The following is a 20,398-nucleotide window of genomic DNA, read 5'->3' as shown; positions in this document are numbered from 1 at the left end:
TCCCTGATGTTCTTCCAAGCCCCTCTGTCAGGCTCGCGAAGGCCGCATATAAGCACCGTTTTTCTAGCTTTGGAACTGCTTGTTTGCCTAACCCACGGGAAGCAGAAAAAAATTCCGGCATGCGGCGAATTGTGGAAAAAACCAGCCGAATCCGCAGATCACGACATTATTAGCGACTTCAATTTTTTGTTGATCGGTAATGCCGCCAATCGGGGAATCGAGCCGTCCGGTTCAAGCGATGCGCGTCCGAAAACCGGTCCCGGCCAAGAGGTTTGACGGCAAGTCTTACCGCACTCCAGGTAGCGAGGCTTGCACGGCCGCTTGTGGCAATACATAGATAGATGGGCAGCGTGCCGGATTTTCCCAGGTTCCGGACATTGCGGCAAGCGTGGGATATCTTTGTTGATCAGGGCGGTGGTGGCGCGCAAGCATGCCGAAACAATAAGAACGATTGAGGGAGCGACAGGTGGCAAAACCGGCAAAGACAACCAACGCGGCGAAAGCAAAGGCCGAGGCAACATCGAAAGCGGTCAAGTCAAAAGCGGCCGCCGCCAAGCCGACGGCTACCGCGAAGGCAAGCGCGAAGCCGGCGGCGAAGACCACGGCTGGAACGGCTGCTAAACCGGCAACCGGCAAGACTGCGCCTGCTGCAAAATCTGCCGCCAAGCCGGCGGCGAAGGCAGTGCCGACAGCGCCACGACCGCCGGCAGGTCCGGCCAATAGATTACCGAAGGCGATCACCGCACTGGCCGCTGGCCTGCCTGAAAAACCGTGGCTCCAGAGTTACCCAAAAATCGTGCCGGCCGAGATTGGCGACCTGCCCTCCAGCTCGATCGGCGACTTTCTCGTTGCCGTGTGCAAGCAGTTTGCGAATCGGCCGGCCTTCGTCTGCATGGGCAAATCGATCACCTATGCCGACCTCGAGCGACAGTCGGCCGCCTTCGGCGCCTATCTGCAATCAACGGGGCTGCAGAAGGGCGCGCGCGTCGCGCTGATGATGCCGAATGTGCTGCAATATCCGGTGGCGATTATGGCAGTGCTTCGCGCCGGCTATGTCGTGGTCAACATCAATCCGCTCTACACGCCGCGCGAGCTGGAGCACCAGCTCAAGGATTCCGGCGCTCAAGCCATTGTCATCCTCGAAAATTTTGCCTGCACCTTGCAGGCGGTGATCGCCAGGACCGCGGTCAAGCATGTAGTGGTCGCCTCGATGGGCGACATGCTCGGCGGGCTCAAGGGAACGATCGTCAACTTCGTTGTACGCCGCATCAAGAAGATGGTGCCGGCATGGTCGCTGCCCGGCCATGTCAAGTTCAACGCCGCGCTGAAGGCCGGCACCGGCATGGCCTTCAGGCCCGCAAAGGTCGCGGCCGACGACATCGCCTTCCTGCAATACACGGGCGGCACGACCGGCATCTCCAAGGGCGCGATGCTTTTGCACAGCAACATTTTGGCGAACGTCGCGCAGAACGCACTGTGGGCCGAAGACGCTTTTACCGTCAAGCCGAAGCCGGCGCATCTGAACTTCCTCTGCGCGCTGCCGCTCTATCACATTTTTGCGCTGACGGCGAACGTGCTGGTAGGCATGCAGCAAGGCGCGCAGAATGTCCTCATCCCCAATCCGCGCGACATTCCCGGCTTCGTCAAGGAGCTGCAGAAATACCCGATCCACATCTTTCCGGGCCTCAACACGCTGTTCAATGCGCTGCTCAATAATGAGGATTTTCGCAAGCTCGATTTCAAGCCGCTGATCCTGACGCTGGGTGGCGGCATGCCGGTGCAGAGGGCCATCGCCGAACGATGGAAGGCGCTGACCGGCTGCCCGATCAGCGAGGCCTACGGGCTCACCGAGACCTCGCCGGGGACAACCATCAACAAATTCAGCGACGGCGTTTACACCGGCACGATCGGCCTGCCGCTGCCCTCGACCGAGATCGCCATCCGCGACGACGACGGCAACAATTTGCCGCTCGGCGAAGTCGGCGAAATCTGCATCCGCGGACCGCAGGTGATGGCCGGCTACTGGAACCGGCCGGACGAGACCGCCAAGGTGATGACCGAGGACGGCTTCTTCAAATCGGGCGACATGGGCTTCATGGACGAGCTTGGCTACACCAAGATCGTCGACCGCAAGAAGGACATGATCCTGGTTTCCGGCTTCAACGTCTATCCGAACGAACTCGAGGAAGTGGTGGCGCAGCATCCAGGCGTACTCGAAGTGGCGGCGATCGGCGTGCCGGACGAGCATTCGGGTGAAGTGCCGAAGCTGTTCGTCGTCAAGAAGGACCCGGCACTGACCGCCGACATGCTGACGGCTTATTGCCGCGAGAACCTGACCGGCTACAAGCGTCCCAGGTATATTGAGTTCCGCACCGAGCTGCCGAAGACACCGGTCGGCAAGATCCTGCGACGGGCGTTGCGGGGCTAGGCGCAGCTTGAGCGATTGCATCGCCGGCGCCAACGCCGTGAGTATAGGTTCGCGCCCGGACCCGGCAGAGTTCATCCGGGCGAACATGCGGATCGCCCCCGTGCCCGCGCTTCCCGAAATTCGGCTTTACACCGCCCATCCGGGAAGCGGGCTCAGGCGGCTTCTCGAATGGAACCAACATGCGACCGAAGAAGACGGACCTGAACCGGAGCCACCGTACTGGGCCTATGTCTGGGCCGGCGGCGCGGTGCTCGCCCGCTACATATTCGACCGGCCGGAGACCGTGGCCGGCCGTCGCGTACTCGACCTCGGCGCCGGCTCCGGCCTTGTAGGTATCGCCGCCGAGAAGGCCGGCGCAAGCGCGGTGATCGCGGCCGAGATCGATCACAACGCCGTTGCCGCGATCGGCCTCAACGCCGCGGCCAATAGTGTCACGATCAATATCGTCGACAAGGATATCACCACCGGTCCGCCACCACGGGTCGACGTCGTGGTTGCCGGCGACGTGTTCTACGGTCGCGAGGTTGCTCTACGGGTTATCCCATTCCTCGACCGCTGCCTAGTAGCCGGCATCAAGGTGCTGGTCGGCGACCCCCGCCGCACGGACCTGCCGCTGTCCCGGCTTCGGCTGCTCGCCGAATACCAAGTGCCGGATTTCGGCGACGCGAAGGGTGTGACCAGGCCGAGCGGCGTCTTTTCCTTCGAGCAGGACGATCGCTAGCGCCAGGATCAAAATCAAATCGCTATGAACGGCCGACTTCGACCCGTTGCGTACCAAGCAGTAGCTAGCGTTGCTCACCTGAAGTGCGCTTAGCCGAACCTTTATTGGCAACCGCTTCCTTCATCATTGCAAGCCATTGCAACCGCCAAGACGGAGAATTGCCCGGCAGGCTCGCCATACCAATCAGTACGCCCGCTTCCTCCCATGTGATTGGAGTTTGAGGGTCACTCAGTTCGCTGTAGATCATCCCCGCAGAAGCGCGCGGTCGCAGTTTGATGTTGCAGTTGATCAATACTGGATCATGGTAGCGAGCATAGGATGCTTGGCTATTTTGATCCGCCTCGTGGACAATCTGCAAAAGAAGTATGTGGTTATGGTCATCGTCATTAAAAGTAGCTGTGAGCGAGCCGCCATCCCTAAGCATTTCAATATCGACAAAGCGCGACAGGTTGGGGAGCATATCAGGCAGACAACATTGATCCGTGTGCACTCGCTTCTACCACGGCTAGTGCTATCCGACCATCCGCGATACCAACGGCAATGTCCGCTTCCACCCATCTCGGCCATTGTGGAAAAGCCCAAGTGATTTGCGTTTTGCCCCCGGGCCTCGGCCGTCAGGCCGTCTCTGTCACTCGTGCCGAAAGAAAATCAGGCAGGTCGGCCACCGAATCCAGAATGACGTCGGCTATCTGGGACAGCGATTCACGTGTGCCGGTGCCGGACAGCACGCCGACCGCCAGACCGCAGCCGCCGGCCCGCGCCATTTCAAGATCGTGACGGTTGTCGCCGACCATGGCGATTGCCGCGGGCCTGAGCCCCGCCAGATCCCGAGCGGCGTGTTTTCTTTGAACCGAAAGATTGCTGACATCGGCTCAAAACCAAATCATTCGAATGACTGAGTTCGACCCCTTGCAGACGATTCTATGGAGGCTATAATCCAGCGATGGGGTATCGGCTCGTCCTTCGATGTAGCAGCCTTGCTAGCCCCGCTTGAACTTGATCATACCGCCCGCGAACATAGACCAAGACCTGTTTTTACAGTTTCGTTCGCCCAGTCGAGGTTCTGGCAATCCGGAACCTATGACCAACCCTGTCTGGGTATGGGCAATTGAGCACCGTCTCACCGGTTACTCCCTGAACAAAGCGTTCCACGGCCCGCCTTCAAAGGATGTCGGGCCGTGCTGGAGCTTCAGCCGGTACGGGCGCACTGAAACGGTGCTGCCAGACGGCCGCCTTGTCAGGATCGGCGGCGAGTATGAAGATCACTATGATGCAGATTTCTATATCTACAACGATGTGATCGTGAGTCATCCTGGGAGCGGCACCGAGATTTTGGGCTACTCGGATGAGGTTTTTCCACCGACCGACTTTCATACGGCAAATCTTGTCGACGACCGAATATTTATAGTAGGCAACCTATCTTATCCGAATGTTCGCGGTCACAAGGCCCAGGTGCTCGTTTTAGACATAACAAACTTTGGTGTTGGCCGCTTCGATACGACCGGAGAAACGCCGCCATGGATATACAAGCACTCTTCGGAACTCGTGGAAGATGGTGGCGCACTCCTGGTTCGCGGCGGGCGCCTGATCGGGCCGCGATGGCCTGGAGTGGTCGAGAACATCGACGATTGGCGCCTGGACCTCCATACAGGCCGCTGGGAGCGCCTTACCAGGCGGCTCTGGCCGCGATTTGCATTCGTTCGAGATGATGGCTGTCAAAATCATATCTTTTGGCTTCGCCGCCGCCTTTCAGATCGCGCCAGCGGCAGACCAGAGGACAGCGACGGCTTTCGAGCCAAACATCTTCGCCATCTCGGCCCCAATCCTCGAATAGACTTGCTCGAAACATTGTACACGCCCGACGTGCCTCACTCGAAGATGCCTGAAATCACGGACGAGCATCGTGTCTATCGCCTCTGCGTCGAAGGCGTCACCGTGCGCTATGTCGAGGACTGGTATGATATTCAGCTGACAGTGGAAGGGGTTCTACCGAGCCGGACTGTCGAGATGATCCGCTTGGACCTGCTGGCCAAACTGACGGCCATCGAGAATACGACCATCAACTGTACCCATCTGATGGTCGATTAGGCTCCGGAAGAAGTCCTATGCAAGGAAGAGATGGCCTCGGCCGTCAGGCTGTCTCCGTCACTCGCGCCGAAAGAAAATCAGGCAGGTCGGCCACCGAGTCCAGAATGACGTCGGCTATCTGCGACAGCGATTCACGTGTGCCGGTGCCGGACAGCACGCCAATCGCCAGGCCGCAGCCGCCGGCGCGCGCCATCTCCAGATCGTGACGATTGTCGCCGACCATTGCGATCGTCGCCGGCCTGAGCCCTGTCAGATCCGAAAAGGCAAGGATCGTATCCGGCGCCGGTTTTGGATTGGCCACCGCGTCGTAACCATAGGCGGCTTCGAAAAGCTGCGCGACGCCCAGAGTGACCAAGGTCTTTTCCGCGCCGCTGGTCGAGTCGTTGGTGGCGACGCCAAGCCGGTAGGATTTTCTGTGAAGCAGCCCAAGCGTCTCGACCACACCCGGCAGCGCCACGGCCATCGCCGATCCTTGCGCCGAAGTGATGGCATTGAAACGGGCGACGGCAAGCATCTGGTCCTCGTCGGACAGCCGCGGAAACCACAGCTCGACGACGTCCATGTTGGTGCCGGAGGCAAAAATTGAATCCGGCTTGAAGCGCTTGTTGGCGAAGTCGAAGCCCGCCGCCGCAAGCAGCCTGTCTGCCCTCCAGCGATCGCCTTCGGCCGCATCCATCGCCATGAAGTCGGCGATGCCCAGCCATGTCGCGTTGAAATCTACGAGCGTGCCGTCCTTGTCGAACAATATTCCCTTGATGTCCGCCAAGCTTTTCACTCCAGGCCGCGCAAGCGGTGAATGTATTCCACCAGTCCGGCAGTCGAGGCATCCCGCTTTGCGGCGTTCTCCTTGCCTTCAACGACGGGCAGCAGCCCGGTCGCCAGTTCCTTGCCGAGTTCGACGCCCCATTGGTCGAAGGAGTTGATGTTGAACAGCGTGCCTTCGACAAAGACGCGGTGTTCGTAAAGCGCAATCAGCCGTCCGAATGTATGCGGGTCGAGCTTTCTGTAGAGAATCGTCACCGAGGGGCGGTCGCCGGAGAAGACGCGGTGCGGAGCAATCCTGTCGACATCGGCCGGCTTCATGCCTTTCGCCAGCATCTGCGCTCGGGCTTCCTCAAGCGTGCGGCCCTTCATGAAGGCTTCCGACTGCGCCAGGCAATTGGCAAGCAGAAGGTCGTGGTGATGCTTCAGTTCCGGCTCGTGGCCGACGGCAGCGGCAAGGAATTCGACCGGAATGAAATCGGTGCCCTGATGCAGAAGTTGGAAGAAGGCATGCTGGCCATTGGTGCCGGGCTCGCCCCAGACCAGCGGGCCGGTCGGCGTCGTTACAGCGCCGCCTTCCAGGGTGACGCTCTTGCCGTTCGATTCCATGTCGAGCTGCTGCAGATAGGCCGGCAGCCTGGACAGACGCTGATCGTAGGGGATGACGGCGCGAGCGGGGTATTTGCAGATCACGCGGTGCCACCAGCCAATCAGCCCCATCAGCGCCGGCAGGTTCTTCGCCAGCGGCGCGGTGCGGAAATGCTCGTCCATCTCATGGGCGCCGTCGAGAAAGGCGCGAAAATCCTTCGGGCCGATGGCGATCATCACTGGCAGACCGATCGCACCCCAGACGGAATAGCGGCCGCCGACCCAGTCCCAGAAGCCGAAGACGCGATCGGGCGCGATGCCGAATTTGGCGACCAGGTCGAGCGCCGTCGAGACGGCGGCGAAATGCTTGCCGACCGCTTCCTTGCCGAGCGCCTTCTCGACCCATCTGCGCGCGGTTTCGGCATTGGTCATCGTCTCGACCGTGGTGAAGGTCTTGGAGGCGATGATGAACAGGGTGGTTTCGGCGGAAAGACCCTTCAGCGTGTCGTGGATATGGGCACCGTCGATATTGGATACGTAATGCGCGCGCGGCCCGTCATGATAGGGCGCCAGCGCCAGCGTCGCCATGGCCGGGCCGAGATCGGAGCCGCCGATGCCGATGTTGACGATGTCGGTGATTTTCTTGCCGGTCGCGCCGGCCGCCTTGCCGGAACGCACCGCGTCGGCGAAGGCACCCATCGCGTCGAGTACGGCAAGGACTTCCGCCTTCACGTCCTGGCCGTCGAGCACGATGCCCTTGCCGGTCAGGTTGCGCAGCGCCGTGTGCAGCACGGCACGGCCTTCAGTGACGTTGATCTTCTTGCCGGCAAACATCGCGTCGCGCCGGCCTTCGAGGTCAGCGGCCTCAGCCAGCTTCTCCAGCAACTCCATAGTCCGCGCATCGACCGCGCATTTCGACCAGTCGAGCAGCAAGTCGCCGTCACTGGCGGAGAATCTCTCGAAGCGCTGCGGATCGGCAGCGAAAACCTCGCGCATCGAGCCCGATTTGGCCGCACGATGATCGCGCAATGCGTCGAGCTGCTTTTGAAAGGACGATTGATCCACTGCTTCGCTCCGGTCTCTTGAGATGCATCTTATCAGGCCGGATGTTTCCGGCGCGTGTCGTCGCGGCAAACTATCGGGTCGAATTCCATCTGTTTCAATGCGCAGCGATGCCGCAGCGCAGCGTGGGCCGGCTCAAAGGATCACTGGCATAAATCCCAGCGATCAGAAAAATTGATTGGCGCAACACCTTGTGCCACCGGTACATTCGACTGGTCCAGCCAAGTGAAAAAAGCTGGCCATCGAGGAACATTTCCCATGCCACAGCGAAACGACACGGCCATATGGTCCGGCCTGTTCCGGATTTCGGCGGAATCCGGTCAGACCCTGCAGGCGCAGATCCGCCAGGCGATCGTCGCCGCCATCCTCGACCGGCAGATCGCGGCTTCCATGCCGCTTCCGTCCTGCCGGATTCTTGCCGAAAAACTCGGCGTGGCGCGCGGCACCGTGGTGCTGGCCTTCCAGCAGCTGGTCGACCAAGGCTTCCTGGTGGCGCGCGAGCGCCGCGGCCATTTCGTCAATCCCGAAGTGCTGGCGACGCCTGCCAAGCCGCATCAGAAGGCGCCCGACCAGGCCAACGAGATCGACTGGAAGGCGCGTCGGCAGATCGCGGCGAGCGACATGCCGCCGCCGGCCAAGCACGACAACTGGATCAAGTCGTCATACCCCTTCGTCTATGGCCAATTCGACCCGGCGCTGTTCCCGACCGCCGAATGGCGCGAGTGCAACCGCATGGCGTTGGCGGTGCTCGAAATCCGCAACTGGGCATCCGACATGGTCGACCGCGACGATCCGCTCCTGATCGAGCAGATCCAGGCACGGCTGCTGCCGCGACGCGGCATCTTCGCCAATCCGGACGAGATCATCGTGACGTTGGGCGCGCAAAACGCGCTTTACATGCTGGCGACGCTGTTGATGACCAAGGGCTCCAAGGTGGCGATGGAGGACCCGGGCTATCCCGATGCACGTTCGATCTTCCGGCTGGCCGGCGCCGAGATCCAGCCGGTTCCGGTCGACCACTCCGGCATCGTAACCTCGGCCATTCCCAATGATTCCGGCTTCGTCTTCGTCACGCCCAGCCACCATTGCCCGACCATGGTGCCGCTGTCGGCAGAGCGGCGGCAGGAGCTTTTGGCGCGCGCCAACCGGCACAACCAGATCATCATCGAGGACGGATATGACAGCCAGCTCCTGGACGAGGCGCCGCAGCAGGCGCTGAAGAGCCTCGATCGCTCCGGCCGCGTCGTCTATGTCGGCTCGATGTCGAAGACGCTGGCTCCCGGCCTCAGGCTCGGCTACATCGTCGCCTCGGCCGGGCTGATCTCCGAGCTTCGGGCGCTACGCCGCTTCATGCTGCGCCATCCGCCGGCGAACAACCAGCGCGCCGTCGCATTGTTCCTGTCGCTCGGCCATCACGAGGCGCTGGTGCGGCGGCTGTCGAGCGCCTTCGACGAGAGGCGCAAGCGTCTGGTCCATGCGATTTCCGCCTTCCTGCCGGAGTGGCGCTCGACCGATTCGGCCGGCGGCACGTCGCTCTGGCTCGAGGGGCCGCGCGGCACCGATTCGCGCGGGCTGGCGGAGGCCGCGGCCTCGCGCAGCGTCATCATCGAGCCTGGCGACCGCTTCTTCGACCGCACCGAAAAGCCATCGCGTTTCATGCGCTTGGGCATTTCCTCGATCGCGTTGCAGCACATCGAACCCGGCATCCGCGAACTAGCGACGGCAGCTGGACGCAGGCCGGCAGCGGCCTGATCTCCCTTCCCCGACCGGAGCCTGGCGCATGTAGTGCGGCTCCGGTTCTTTAGCTCCTTGGCATATGCGACGGGACCGGCTGGCACATAGGCTGTGCCAATGCCGGCGGCATAGTCGCTGTATAGAGGGGACGAAGCAGGCCGATGGTGGACCAACCGCCGCGCCCGCTCCGCAGCTAAAGTTGGAGTGCCTTCATGCCAATGGCCCATGAGAAGCAGGACGTGTCCGCAGACCAGCGTTCGCGGCGGTCCGGCGGGCGCGAGGCGCGCCGCGCCATGCGGGCGGCACCGCTTGCCGACGACGTCAAGCCGGTGCGTGCCGGCCTCGAAGGCGGAAGCTACAGCCCGCTCAGCGGCAGCGATTGCGAACGTATCCACGAGGCCGTGCTTACCCTTCTGGAGACGGTCGGCTTCGCCAACGCCATTCCCTCCTGCATCGAGGCGCTGACCAAAGCCGGCGCGACCTTCAGTGAGGACGGCCGCCTGCGCTTTCCTCGCGGCCTTGTGCTCGACACCATCAAGAACGCGGCGCGGCATTTCACCCTCCACGGCCAGGATCCGAAGCACGACATGGTGATCCAGGGCAAGCGTGTGCACTACGGCACGGCCGGTGCTGCGGTGCATCTTGTCGATGTCGAAAAGCGTGAGTATCGCGAGTCGCTGCTGCAGGATATTTATGATGCCGCGCGCCTGGTCGAAGGGCTCGACAACATCCATTTCTTCCAGCGGCCGATGGTGCCGCGCGACATTCCCGACCCGCTCGATATGGATTTCAACACGCTCTACGCCTGCGTCATGGGCACGTCGAAGCATGTCGGCACCTCGTTTACCGTGCGTGAGAACGTCAAGCCGGCGCTCGACATGCTCTATGCGATCGCGGGCGGCGAAGAGAATTTTCGCGCGCGGCCTTTCGTCTCCAATTCGAACTGCTTCGTCGTGCCGCCGATGAAGTTTGCCGAGGACGCCTGTGGCGTTCTCGAAGCCTGCGTCGAGGGCGGCATTCCGATCCTGCTGCTGTCGGCAGGACAGGCGGGTGCGACGGCACCGGCGGCGATTGCCGGCGCCGTGGTGCAGGCGGTCGCCGAAGTCCTCGTCGGCCTCATCTACGTCAACGCCATCAAGCCAGGCCATCCGGCGATTTTCGGTACCTGGCCGTTTGTCTCGGATCTCCGGACCGGCGCCATGTCGGGCGGTTCGGCCGAGCAGGCGGTGCTGACCGCGGCCTGCGCGCAGATGGCGCAATTTTACGACCTGCCGGGCGGTTCGGCCGCCGGCATGACAGATTCGAAACTGCCTGATATTCAGTCCGGCTACGAAAAGGGCATAACCGACGTGATGGCCGGTCTTGCCGGCCTCAACCTGGTTTACGAATCGGCCGGCATGCACGCCTCGCTGCTCGGCTTTTGCCTTGAGAGCCTGATCATCGACAACGACATGCTCGGCCACTGCCTGCGCTGCGTGCGCGGCATCGAAGTGACGGACGAGTCGCTGTCGATCGACACGATTGCCGATGTCTGCCTGAAGGGCCCGGGCCATTATCTCGGCAACGAGCAGACGCTGCGGCTGATGCAGACCGAATATTTCTATCCGGCCGTCGGCGACCGCTTTTCGCCGAAGGAATGGAATGAGAAAGGCAGGCCCGATATCCTGCAGCGGGCGATCATCGAGAAGAAACGCGTGCTTGCCGAACGCTTCCCGCGCCATGTGCCAAAGCCGGTCGACGACAAATTGCGCGCCCGCTTCGGCGATATGATCAAGCTGCCGCGCGGCAGAATGGGCGGCTGAGCGTTACCCGCTCGCCGCCAGCAACAAGACACCGGCCAGCGCCGATCCGGCAAGCGTCGGCAGCATACCGATCTTCAGCTTCAGAATGGCGATCATCGAGGCACAGGAAAGCAGCGCCGCGCGCCAGTCTATCGATGAAAGCACCGGCACGTCCATTCCAAGCCCGACATTGCGCACTTCGCCGAAGATGACGTGCAAGCCGAACCATAGAGCGAGATTCATGATGACGCCGACGACGGCGGCGGTGATCGCACCGAGCGCCGCCGACAGCGCCTTGTTGCCGCGCAGCGCTTCGATGTAAGGCGCCCCAAGGAATATCCATAGGAAACATGGGGTAAAGGTCGCCCACAGCGTGAACAGCCCGCCAAACAGTCCGGCAAGCAGCGGCGCCAGCAAGCCCGGCTGGCGGAACGCGGCAACGAAGCCGACGAACTGCAAGACCAGGATGAGCGGACCCGGCGTGGTTTCGGCAAGTCCGAGGCCGTCGACCATTTCACCGGGTGCCAGCCAGCCGAAGTACTCGACCGCTGCCTGCGCGACATAGGCAAGGGCTGCGTAGGCGCCGCCGAAGGTGACGACCGCCATGACACTGAAGAAGCCACCGATTTGAGTCCAAACGCTGGCAGGGCCGGTGAAAGCCCAGACCAGCAGAACAGGCCCCAGCCAGATCGGCAGCCAGATCGCCAAAGTGCGCGGCGCGTGCCATCGTGTCGGCCTGACGTGGGTCAGTTCACCGCGCTCGAACATCAGATCGACCACGCCCTTTATGTCGGGAACATCGCCCTTGCCATGCGAGGCGCCGGAAAAAACTGCCGGCGCACTACGGTTGCCGATCCAGCCTGCCAGCCCGGCAAGCAGCACGATCAGCGGAAACGGCACGTTCAACGCGTAGATGGCGATGAAGGCGGCGAGTGCGATCGACACCATGACCGGGTTTTTCAGCGCGCGTCTGCCGATCCGGATCACCGCCTCGATGACAATGGCGAGCACGGTCGCCTTGACCCCGAAAAACAGCGCCGCGACGAGTGGTACATCGCCATAGAGCGCATAGAGGCTGCTCAGGACGAGCATGACAAGCGCGCCCGGCACGACGAAGAGGAGGCCGGCAACAAGGCCGCCGACCGTTTTGTGCAGCAACCAGCCGATATAGATGGCGAGTTGCTGGGCCTCGGGGCCAGGGAGCAGCATGCAGTAGTTCAACGCATGCAGAAAGCGCTGTTCGCCGATCCAGCGCCGTTCCTCGACCAGTTCCTTGTGCATGAGCGCGATCTGCCCGGCCGGGCCGCCAAAGCTGAGCACGCCGATTTTCGCCCAGACCTTCACGGCCTGCCGGAAGCTCGGCACAGCGGGCTCCTGGATCTCCGCCGGCTTTTTCGAAAGGACGGCGCTCACGATGGTTTGCCTGCGCCGAGACTGACTGCGCCGGCGACCGGCCAGTTATGCGTCTCCTCGGTGGCATCGCGGCACCAGCGGAAAAACGCATCGTAAAGCAGCATGCCGGCCTCGAGCTGCTCCAGATCGTCGCGAAACATCCGTGACAGTCCAAGCGAGGCGGCCAGGAACCCGGCCGCCTGTGGAACAAGATCGAGGCTCGCAGTATCGGCAGCGCGTATGATCGTGGCCAGGCGATCGAGCGCTTCGGATTTGAGCCCGAACTCCTCGATCATGGTGTCGAAGGTGCAGCGTTCGCCGCGGTGGCTCCAGAACACGTTCTCGATGTCGAAAGGGATGGCCTGAAAGCGATCGGCGACTGCCGCCACTTCGGCCGGCTCGACGAAGAGAAAGACCGCGTGAGGATCGATGAAGCGCCGGATCAGCCAGGGGCAGGCGATGCGGTCGACCTTCGGGCGCGTACGCGTCACCCAAACGGTGCGGCCCTTGGCATCGGCGGGCGGTATCTTGTCGGCGTGAACGAGAAGGCCCTTGGCATCGCGCCACGCTTCAAACCCGCCATCGAGCGATTCGGCGGCAACGCCCTCCTGCCGTAGCCATGCGGCCACGCCTTGCGAGAGCTTTTTTCCCTGTTGGCAGACGACTGTCACTTGCCTGCCGGCGAAGTCGGCAGCCCAGTTCGAGACACTCCTGAAATCACGACGATCCGACCCCGGCAGCAGGCGCGGATCGGCGTTGTAGTCATCATCGATGCGGACGTCGATGATTGCGGGTGCACCCGGCAGCCCAATCAGACGGGACAGTTGCGATACAGTGATAGCGGTTGTTGACGGCATGGCGTCCACCTCCTTGAAAGAGAAGCTTGGACGCGAACGTTGGGCTGACGCCTCACGGGGTCGTCGCGATGCACCCCTTGCGATGATCGTGGATTTGTCACGCCCGCTTGTCAAGCATTGCCGTTCTCGCGGGAGCAATCGCTGTTGACAAATGACCGCGTCCAACCCTGTGCCGGGCATTTCTGGCCATTAACGGCAGGCTATCGCGGGTGGAAAGCCGAGGCTTTCGCTCTACGATGTACCCCCACCCCCTACCCCTCCTGGCGCTGACCTCGGCAAATTGCCTGCACCGGCGGCTGGCTCGTGCGACGGACCCTGGTCAGTGATTGTCCCTCGGCACGCCGCTTGTATGAGCCACATCCTGGTATTTCACCGCCGGCTTCAGCACCATGCCTCCGGAAAACTGGTCGACCATGCCGCGCTGGATTTCCTGCCAGGGCGTCTGGTGCTTCGGATACTGATAGCCGCCATTGTTTTGCAGCTCGGCGCGGCGCCGCGTGATCTCGTCGTCGCTGACGAGGATGTCGGCGGTGCCCTTGCGCAGGTCGATGCGGACGCGGTCGCCGGTCTTCAGCAGCGCCAGGCCGCCGCCGATGGCGGCTTCCGGCGAGGCGTTGAGGATCGACGGCGAGCCCGACGTGCCCGACTGGCGACCGTCGCCGATACAGGCCAGCGCGTGGATGCCCTTTTTGATCAGATAGGCAGGCGGCTGCATGTTGACGACTTCGGCGCCGCCGGGATAGCCGATCGGGCCGGCGCCGCGCATGAACAGGATGGTGTGCTCGTCAATTCCCTGTGCCGGGTCGTCGATGCGGGCGTGATAGTCCTCGGGGCCGTCGAAGACCATGGCGTTGCCCTCGAAGGCTTCGGGGTCCTTCGGGTTCGACAGATAGCGCTCGCGGAATTCGGGCGAGATGCCGCTGGTCTTCATGATCGCCGAATCGAACAGATTGCCCTTGAGATTGATGAAGCCGGCATTGGCTTTCAGCGGCTCGGCAACCGTGCGGATGACGTCGAGGTTCTCGTTGACGGCGCCGCTGCAATTGTCGCCGATGGTCTTGCCGTTAGCTGTCATGGCTTCCGGATAGGGCAGCAGGCCGCCCTTCATCAATTCGGCGACCACGGCCGGCACGCCGCCGGCATGGTGATAGTCCTCGCCGAGATATTCGCCCGTCGGCTGCAGATTGACGATTAGCGGTATGTTGAGGCCGACCTTCTGCCAATCGTCATTGTCGAGCGGCACGCCGAGATGGCGGGCGATGGCGTTGAGGTGGATCGGCGCATTGGTCGAGCCGCCGATCGCCGAGTTGACGACGATGGCGTTCTCGAAGGCCTTACGGGTCATGATGTCGGAGGGCTTCAGATCCTCATGCACCATGTCGACGATGCGCTTTCCGGTCTCGTAGGCGATCTGGCCGCGCTCGCGATAGGGGGCGGGGATAGCGGCCGAGCCCGGCAATTGCATGCCGAGCGCCTCGGCCAGCGAATTCATCGTGGTGGCGGTACCCATCGTGTTGCAATAGCCGGTCGACGGCGCCGAGGAGGCAACGATATCCATGAACTCGTCATAGCCAATCTCGCCGGCCGACAGGCGCTGGCGCGATTCCCAGACGATGGTGCCGGAGCCGGTGCGCTTGCCCTTGTGCCAGCCGTTGAGCATCGGGCCGACCGAAAGCGCGATAGCCGGAATGTTGACGGTGGCCGCGGCCATCAGCATGGCCGGCGTCGTCTTGTCGCAGCCGATGGTGAGCACCACGCCGTCGAGCGGATAGCCGTAGAGCACCTCTACCAGGCTGAGATAGGCAAGGTTGCGGTCAAGTGCAGCAGTCGGCCGCTTGCCGGTCTCCTGGATCGGGTGGCAAGGGAACTCGAAAGGGATGCCACCCATCGAGACGATGCCTTCGCGCACGCGCTTGGCCAGTTCGATGTGATGGCGGTTGCAGGGCGACAGGTCGGAGCCGGTCTGGGCGATGCCGATCAGCGGCTTGCCGGACATCAGTTCGGCCCGCGTCAGCCCGTAATTCAGGTAGCGCTCCAGATAGAGTGCCGTCATGCCCGGATTGTCGGGATTGTCGAACCACTCCTGCGAGCGAAATTTTTTCTTGTGGGTGGGGGCGCCTGCCATCGTGGTCTCCGTATTTGTATGACAAATCGATATGACAACGCGCGGGAGCAGGCAAGGGGCACGCGCCATCCGAATCCGCTCTTTGGTACGAAAGACATACATCTGCCTCCGCGCTAGACGGGATCGTGGTTTGTCAGCCCGCTATCCCGGAAAAGTTGGAGCGCGTCGCCGCGGACCCTACCTGACCCTTCCGGCCACCCTCCCCCTCAAGGGGCCCACTTGGGGGAGGGACATCCGTATCACTCGAACACGATGCTCGGCACTGCAGCCTCGGCCGCGCCGCGCTCTTCATTGACGCGGTCCCAGACCTTGGCGGCGATGTTGCGATAGATTTTCGCCTCAGCGCCATCCGGCTTGGAGACCACCACCGGCGTGCCGGCATCGGAGCTTTCGCGGATGCCCATCTCGAGCGGCACTTCGCCAAGGAAGGTGACGCCGAGACGCTCGGCCTCGCGGCGGGCGCCGCCATGGCCGAAGATGTCGTAGCGTTTTCCCGTATCGGGGGCGAGAAAATAGCTCATGTTTTCGACGATACCCAATAGCGGCACGTCCACCTTTCTGAACATGTTGAGGCCTTTGCGCGCATCGATCAGGGCCAGGTCCTGTGGCGTCGAGACGATGACGGCGCCGGCCAGCGGCACCTGTTGGGCCATGGTCAGCTGGGCGTCGCCGGTGCCGGGCGGCATGTCGACGACGAGCACATCAAGCGGTCCCCATTCGACCTCGCGCAGCATCTGCGTCAATGCCGACATCACCATCGGCCCGCGCCAGATCATCGGCGTCTCCTCATCGACGAGGAAGCCCATCGACATGACCTTGAGGCCATAATTCTGCATCGGCTTCAGGATCTTGCCGTCGACGGTCTGCGGCCTGCCACGAATGTTGAGCAGACGCGGCATGGAAGGGCCATAAATGTCGGCATCGAGCACCCCGACCCGCAGCCCGTTGGCGGCAAGCCCAAGGGCGATATTGACGGCGGTGGTCGACTTGCCGACGCCGCCCTTGCCGGAAGCGACGGCGATGATCGCTTCGATGCCGGGTACGCCGCGCTTGCCCTGGCTGTGCGAGGCGGGCGCCTGCGGCGCGGGACGCGCAGGTGCGGCCGGCGGAGCGGGCCTCTGAGCCGGTCTTTGCGGAACCGGCGCCTCCATGCCGCCACCCTTCTTTTCCGCCGTCAGCGCGACCACGGCGCCGGCAACACCGGGGATCGCCTTGACGACACGTTCGGCCGCCGCACGCAGCGGTTCCATCTCCTGGGCACGGGCAGCGGGAACGGTGATCGAAAAGAACACCTTGGCATCGGCAATGAAAATCTCGGAAACCAGGCCGAGGTCGACGATATTGCCGGTGAAATCCGGCCCATTGACCGTCTTCAGGCGCTCGATAACGATTTCCTTGGTCACGTTTTCATTGGCGGCGGGCATGAGTTTTCCTCTACTTTTCCGCTCCAGATAATGCAGTTCCGGAACAGAACCAAGCGATGGACCACCAATTGCAGCGGCGTATCGGGGAGGCAGCGAGCATATGACGGCATTTCCAGTGGGAGCAGCCGTCGCCAAATCGTCAACGCAGCCTATTTCATGAGCATGGAATGACAGCCAGGGAAGGAGACGAATCATGCTCGCAAACAGCAACGCGACGGCCAATCTCGCCGTGAAGGACCTGGCCAAGGCCAAGGCATTCTACGAAGGGGTCCTTGGCCTGAAAGAGGTGCACAATAAAGGTGGCGAACTGATCGTCTATAAAAGCGGCGACACCAGCATCAACGTCTACCGTTCGAACTTCGCTGGGACCAACAAGGCGACGGCTGTGACATGGACGGTCGGCGACGAACTCGGCAAGATCGTTGAGGCATTGAAATCGAAGGGCGTGACCTTCGAGCATTACGACATGCCAGGCCTGACGCTGGAGGGCGATGTTCATGTCGGTCAGGGCATGAAGGTCGCATGGTTCAAGGAACCGGACGGCAACATCCTGAACCTTGTGGATAGGTAGATACGGCGCATCGCCTGCCGCGCAGTGCTACGGTGCTGTCACCTTGCCAGGCCGACCGCGAGGTAGGTGAGAGCCGCGATCGCCGCGGTTGCCGGCAGGGTGACGATCCATGCCACCACGATGTTACCGGCAATGCCCCAGCGAACGGCGGAGACGCGGCGGGCGGCGCCGACCCCGATGATGGCGCCGGTGATCGTGTGCGTGGTCGATACAGGAATACCGAGCCAGGTGGCGGCGAACAGGGTGATCGCTCCGCCGGTCTCGGCGCAGAAACCCTGCATCGGGTTCAGCCGGGTGATCTTCGAGCCCATGGTGTGGACGATGCGCCAGCCGCCGAGCAACGTGCCCAGCGCCAGCGCCGACTGACAGGTGATGACGACCCACAGCGGCACGTAAAAATTCGCGCCGAGCATGCCTTGCGAATAGAGCAGCACGGCGATGATGCCCATAGTCTTCTGCGCGTCGTTGCCGCCATGGCCGAGCGAATAGAGCGAGGCGGAAAAGAACTGCATGACGCGGAAGGTGCTGTCGACGGCGAACGGCGTCCGCCGCACGAACAGCCAGGAGACCGCGAGGATCAGGACGAGCGCCAGCAGAAAACCTGCCGCCGGCGATAGCACGATGGCCGCCGTCGTTTTGCCCAACCCGGTCCAGACGATGGCGCCGGTGCCTGCCTTGGCAACGCCGGCGCCGACCAAACCGCCGATCAGCGCGTGCGAGCTGCTGGACGGGATGCCGACGAGCCAGGTGACGATATTCCAGACGATGGCGCCGACAAGTGCTGCAAAGATCACTGCCGGCGTGACGATGCTGGCGTCGATGATGCCGGTTCCGAGCGTCTCCGCCACGTGAAGACCGAAGAACATGAAGGCGATGAAATTGAAGAAGGCCGCCCAGAACACCGCATAATGCGGCCGCAGCACCCGGGTGGAGACGATGGTGGCGATAGAGTTGGCGGCATCGTGCAGGCCGTTGAGGAAATCGAAGAACAGCGCGACGACGACAAGGCCGACCAGCACGGGAAAGGCTATTGCGGCTTCCACTATACGTTCTCGATGACGATGCCGCTGATTTCGTTGGCGACGTCCTCGAAGCGATCGACCACCTTTTCCAGCTGGCCGTAGATCTCGCTGCCGATCAGATAGGCCATCGGATCGCTGCGGCCGTGCCGCTTGAACAGGTCCTTCAGGCCTTGCTCGTGCAGGTCGTCGGCCCGGCCTTCGGCGCGCATGACTTCCTCGGCGATGGCGTTGAGGCGCACCGTATGCGCCCCGACCTTGCCGAGAAGCGGGATCGCCTCGGCCACCAACTTGGCGGCCTCGACGATGACGCCCCCCATTTCCTGCATCAGCGGGTCGAATTCCTTCTTTTCGAACAGCTTTACCGTCTTGACGGTCTTGTGCATCATGTCGATGGCATCATCCATCGACTGGATCAGGTCCTTGATGTCGCCGCGGTCGAAGGGCGTGATGAAGGAGCGGCGCACGGCCAGCAGCACTTCCGCGGTGATCTGATCGGCTTCGTCCTCGAGATCGATGATCGTCTGACACCAGCGGTCGATGTCGTTGCCCTGCAAAAGCTGCTGCAGTGCCTCGGCGCCACCGACCACGGTGCGGGAATGCCGCTCGAACAGGTCGAAGAAGCGATCTTCGCGCGGCAGCAGCTTGCGGAACCAGCCCAGCATGTTCGGTCTCCCGTCGTGTCCAGTCCACGACCCCGTCTCATTCACATAGCGCCGCATTCCATCGCGGGAAACAGTAAGCCGGCTGAAAGATGTGGATGCGGACGATTTACACACGCGGCTTGCGGCCGAAGGCGATTTCCACGACGTTGCGCGCTACAATCGGACACAGCGTCCGTGACAGGCTCCCGACGGCATGATCGATAAGCTGGAATTCTTCATAGCACTTGCCAGGGAAGAACATTTCGGCCGGGCGGCGGAGGTGTGCGGCGTCACCCAACCGACGCTTTCGGCCGGCATCAAGCAACTGGAAGGCCAGCTCGGCGTGATGCTGGTGCTGCGCGGCTCGCGCTTCCAGGGATTGACGCCGGAAGGCAAGCAGGTGTTGGTGTGGGCGCGCCGCATCGTCGGCGACAGCAGGACCATGCGCGAGGAGATGCGGGCGGCACGCCACGGCCTGTCAGGGCGCATCCGCATCGCCGCGATCCCGACGGCGCTGGCCATGGTGGCGCGACTGACGACGCCGTTTCGGGCAAAGCACCCCGGCGTCACCTTCTCGGTGCTGTCGCGGACCTCGATCGAGGTGCTGTCGCTGCTCGGCAATTTCGACATCGACGCCGGTATCACCTATCTCGACAACGAGCCGCTCGGACGCGTCACCAGCGTGCCGCTCTACGACGAGCGCTACCAGCTGATCACCGCCGTCGGGAACCCCTATTTCGACCGCGACAAAGTGACATGGGCGGAACTCAGTCAGCTGCCGCTCTGCCTGCTGACGCCCGACATGCAGAACCGCCGCATCATCGACCAGCATCTGGCCGAAGCCGGCGTGCAGGTGCGGCCGACATTGGAATCCAACTCGATGATCGTGCTGTTTTCGCATATCCGCACCGGCAAATGGTCGTCGATCATGCCGCTTAACCTCTCGGAAACCTTCGGTTTTTCCGAGCCGATCCGGGCGATCCCGATCGTCGAGCCGGATGCCAGCCACACCGTCGGGCTGGTGGCGGCACGGCGCGAACCGCACACGCCACTGGTCTCGGCGCTGTTGGACGAGGCAATGGCGCTGGCGGACGATTTCCGCGCCCGCCGCTAGGCTAGACAAGGCTGGTGACCGCGAACGATAGAAAATTTCTATCGAGCAACGGATCGGCTTTATTGATTTAGCGGGTTTCCTCTGATTT

At 62.3% G+C, this 20,398-nt stretch carries 18 protein-coding genes and 1 pseudogene; 9 read left to right on the top strand and 10 right to left on the bottom strand.

Features of this window, described 5'->3' with window-relative positions:
- Positions 1–6: 6 nt before the first annotated feature.
- The 4 genes from NKI59_RS07560 (at position 7) to NKI59_RS07545 (ending at position 3,149) form a co-directional block, all read left to right on the top strand.
- Positions 7–276 (top strand): hypothetical protein, encoded by a 270-nt coding sequence (locus NKI59_RS07560; RefSeq protein WP_352570256.1) that lies wholly within the window; start codon positions 7–9, stop codon positions 274–276.
- A gap of 126 nt (positions 277–402) precedes the next feature.
- Positions 403–621 carry a hypothetical protein gene (locus tag NKI59_RS07555; RefSeq protein WP_352577487.1) on the top strand — a complete coding sequence of 73 codons (219 nt, stop codon included), beginning with the start codon at positions 403–405 and terminating at the stop codon, positions 619–621.
- Between the two features lie 61 nt (positions 622–682).
- A complete protein-coding gene (locus NKI59_RS07550; RefSeq protein ID WP_352577486.1) occupies positions 683–2,428 on the top strand; it encodes a long-chain fatty acid--CoA ligase in 1,746 nt (581 codons plus the stop codon).
- 85 nt (positions 2,429–2,513) lie between these two features.
- On the top strand, positions 2,514–3,149 hold the full coding sequence (locus NKI59_RS07545) for a class I SAM-dependent methyltransferase (RefSeq protein ID WP_352703590.1): 636 nt from the start codon (positions 2,514–2,516) through the stop codon (positions 3,147–3,149).
- A gap of 64 nt (positions 3,150–3,213) precedes the next feature.
- On the opposite strand, the gene NKI59_RS07540 is transcribed toward NKI59_RS07545, so the two are convergent.
- Positions 3,214–3,639, bottom strand: a complete 426-nt coding sequence (locus NKI59_RS07540) for a hypothetical protein (RefSeq protein ID WP_352703334.1) — start codon at positions 3,637–3,639, stop codon at positions 3,214–3,216.
- 124 nt (positions 3,640–3,763) lie between these two features.
- Positions 3,764–3,976 (bottom strand): annotated as a pseudogene (locus NKI59_RS07535) (HAD family hydrolase); the annotation flags it as partial.
- Between the two features lie 253 nt (positions 3,977–4,229).
- Between NKI59_RS07535 and NKI59_RS07530 the strand changes: the two are divergent.
- A complete protein-coding gene (locus NKI59_RS07530; protein WP_352703331.1) occupies positions 4,230–5,237 on the top strand; it encodes a hypothetical protein in 1,008 nt (335 codons plus the stop codon).
- Between the two features lie 43 nt (positions 5,238–5,280).
- Here the strand turns inward: NKI59_RS07530 and NKI59_RS07525 are convergent, their stop codons facing one another.
- Positions 5,281–6,003, bottom strand: a complete 723-nt coding sequence (locus NKI59_RS07525) for an HAD family hydrolase (RefSeq protein ID WP_352614515.1) — start codon at positions 6,001–6,003, stop codon at positions 5,281–5,283.
- 5 nt (positions 6,004–6,008) lie between these two features.
- A complete protein-coding gene (pgi, locus tag NKI59_RS07520) occupies positions 6,009–7,652 on the bottom strand; it encodes a glucose-6-phosphate isomerase (RefSeq protein ID WP_352703329.1) in 1,644 nt (547 codons plus the stop codon).
- A 255-nt stretch (positions 7,653–7,907) separates the two neighbouring features.
- Between pgi and pdxR the strand changes: the two genes are divergently transcribed.
- Together pdxR and NKI59_RS07510 are read left to right on the top strand one after the other, a co-directional pair.
- Positions 7,908–9,401 carry a MocR-like pyridoxine biosynthesis transcription factor PdxR gene (pdxR, locus tag NKI59_RS07515; RefSeq protein ID WP_023676815.1) on the top strand — a complete coding sequence of 498 codons (1,494 nt, stop codon included), beginning with the start codon at positions 7,908–7,910 and terminating at the stop codon, positions 9,399–9,401.
- A 194-nt stretch (positions 9,402–9,595) separates the two neighbouring features.
- Positions 9,596–11,185 carry a trimethylamine methyltransferase family protein gene (locus NKI59_RS07510; RefSeq protein WP_352455053.1) on the top strand — a complete coding sequence of 530 codons (1,590 nt, stop codon included), beginning with the start codon at positions 9,596–9,598 and terminating at the stop codon, positions 11,183–11,185.
- Positions 11,186–11,188: 3 nt separating this feature from the next.
- Here the strand turns inward: NKI59_RS07510 and chrA are convergent, their stop codons facing one another.
- The 4 genes from chrA to NKI59_RS07490 all read right to left on the bottom strand — a co-directional run bounded on the left by chrA (position 11,189) and on the right by NKI59_RS07490 (position 16,962).
- On the bottom strand, positions 11,189–12,577 hold the full coding sequence (gene chrA / locus NKI59_RS07505) for a chromate efflux transporter (protein WP_352703327.1): 1,389 nt from the start codon (positions 12,575–12,577) through the stop codon (positions 11,189–11,191).
- On the bottom strand, positions 12,574–13,413 hold the full coding sequence (locus NKI59_RS07500) for a chromate resistance protein ChrB domain-containing protein (protein WP_352591232.1): 840 nt from the start codon (positions 13,411–13,413) through the stop codon (positions 12,574–12,576). Before NKI59_RS07500 ends, chrA begins: the two co-directional genes overlap by 4 nt.
- Before the next feature lie 319 nt (positions 13,414–13,732).
- Positions 13,733–15,538 carry an IlvD/Edd family dehydratase gene (locus tag NKI59_RS07495; protein ID WP_352623219.1) on the bottom strand — a complete coding sequence of 602 codons (1,806 nt, stop codon included), beginning with the start codon at positions 15,536–15,538 and terminating at the stop codon, positions 13,733–13,735.
- A 239-nt stretch (positions 15,539–15,777) separates the two neighbouring features.
- Positions 15,778–16,962: an Mrp/NBP35 family ATP-binding protein gene (locus NKI59_RS07490; RefSeq protein WP_352623218.1), complete on the bottom strand. Its 1,185-nt coding sequence runs from the start codon at positions 16,960–16,962 to the stop codon at positions 15,778–15,780.
- A gap of 193 nt (positions 16,963–17,155) precedes the next feature.
- On the opposite strand from NKI59_RS07490, the gene NKI59_RS07485 reads away from it, so the two are divergent.
- Entirely contained in the window at positions 17,156–17,533 is a 378-nt protein-coding gene (locus tag NKI59_RS07485) for a VOC family protein (protein ID WP_352703325.1), read from the top strand.
- 38 nt (positions 17,534–17,571) lie between these two features.
- Here the strand turns inward: NKI59_RS07485 and NKI59_RS07480 are convergent, their stop codons facing one another.
- Together NKI59_RS07480 and NKI59_RS07475 are read right to left on the bottom strand one after the other, a co-directional pair.
- Entirely contained in the window at positions 17,572–18,576 is a 1,005-nt protein-coding gene (locus NKI59_RS07480) for an inorganic phosphate transporter (protein WP_352703323.1), read from the bottom strand.
- Positions 18,576–19,217 (bottom strand): DUF47 domain-containing protein, encoded by a 642-nt coding sequence (locus NKI59_RS07475; protein ID WP_023676807.1) that lies wholly within the window; start codon positions 19,215–19,217, stop codon positions 18,576–18,578. The genes NKI59_RS07480 and NKI59_RS07475 overlap by 1 nt, the downstream gene beginning before the upstream one ends.
- A gap of 193 nt (positions 19,218–19,410) precedes the next feature.
- Here NKI59_RS07475 and NKI59_RS07470 point away from each other — a divergent pair, with 193 nt between their 5' ends.
- Positions 19,411–20,310, top strand: coding sequence for a LysR family transcriptional regulator (locus NKI59_RS07470; RefSeq protein ID WP_352703321.1), 900 nt, complete (start codon positions 19,411–19,413; stop codon positions 20,308–20,310).
- The last annotated feature ends 88 nt before the right edge of the window (positions 20,311–20,398 follow it).

This window comes from Mesorhizobium sp. M0598, assembly GCF_040320865.1.
In the GTDB taxonomy this organism is placed as follows: Bacteria; Pseudomonadota; Alphaproteobacteria; order Rhizobiales; family Rhizobiaceae; genus Mesorhizobium.
Note: the sequence above shows the minus strand (reverse complement) of the source record. Positions and strands in the feature narration are given on the sequence as shown.

What these genes read in the sequence shown, in the direction of transcription:
- NKI59_RS07485 (WP_352703325.1), top strand. Translation starts at nt 17,156, where the DNA reads ATGCTCGCAAACAGCAACGCGACGGCCAATCTCGCCGTGAAGGACCTG.
- NKI59_RS07545 (WP_352703590.1), top strand. Translation starts at nt 2,514, where the DNA reads ATGCGGATCGCCCCCGTGCCCGCGCTTCCCGAAATTCGGCTTTACACC.
- NKI59_RS07510 (WP_352455053.1), top strand. Translation starts at nt 9,596, where the DNA reads ATGCCAATGGCCCATGAGAAGCAGGACGTGTCCGCAGACCAGCGTTCG.
- NKI59_RS07470 (WP_352703321.1), top strand. Translation starts at nt 19,411, where the DNA reads ATGATCGATAAGCTGGAATTCTTCATAGCACTTGCCAGGGAAGAACAT.
- NKI59_RS07500 (WP_352591232.1), bottom strand. Translation starts at nt 13,413, where the DNA reads ATGCCGTCAACAACCGCTATCACTGTATCGCAACTGTCCCGTCTGATT.
- NKI59_RS07560 (WP_352570256.1), top strand. Translation starts at nt 7, where the DNA reads ATGTTCTTCCAAGCCCCTCTGTCAGGCTCGCGAAGGCCGCATATAAGC.
- pdxR (WP_023676815.1), top strand. Translation starts at nt 7,908, where the DNA reads ATGCCACAGCGAAACGACACGGCCATATGGTCCGGCCTGTTCCGGATT.
- NKI59_RS07490 (WP_352623218.1), bottom strand. Translation starts at nt 16,962, where the DNA reads ATGCCCGCCGCCAATGAAAACGTGACCAAGGAAATCGTTATCGAGCGC.
- NKI59_RS07530 (WP_352703331.1), top strand. Translation starts at nt 4,230, where the DNA reads ATGACCAACCCTGTCTGGGTATGGGCAATTGAGCACCGTCTCACCGGT.
- NKI59_RS07495 (WP_352623219.1), bottom strand. Translation starts at nt 15,538, where the DNA reads ATGGCAGGCGCCCCCACCCACAAGAAAAAATTTCGCTCGCAGGAGTGG.
- NKI59_RS07475 (WP_023676807.1), bottom strand. Translation starts at nt 19,217, where the DNA reads ATGCTGGGCTGGTTCCGCAAGCTGCTGCCGCGCGAAGATCGCTTCTTC.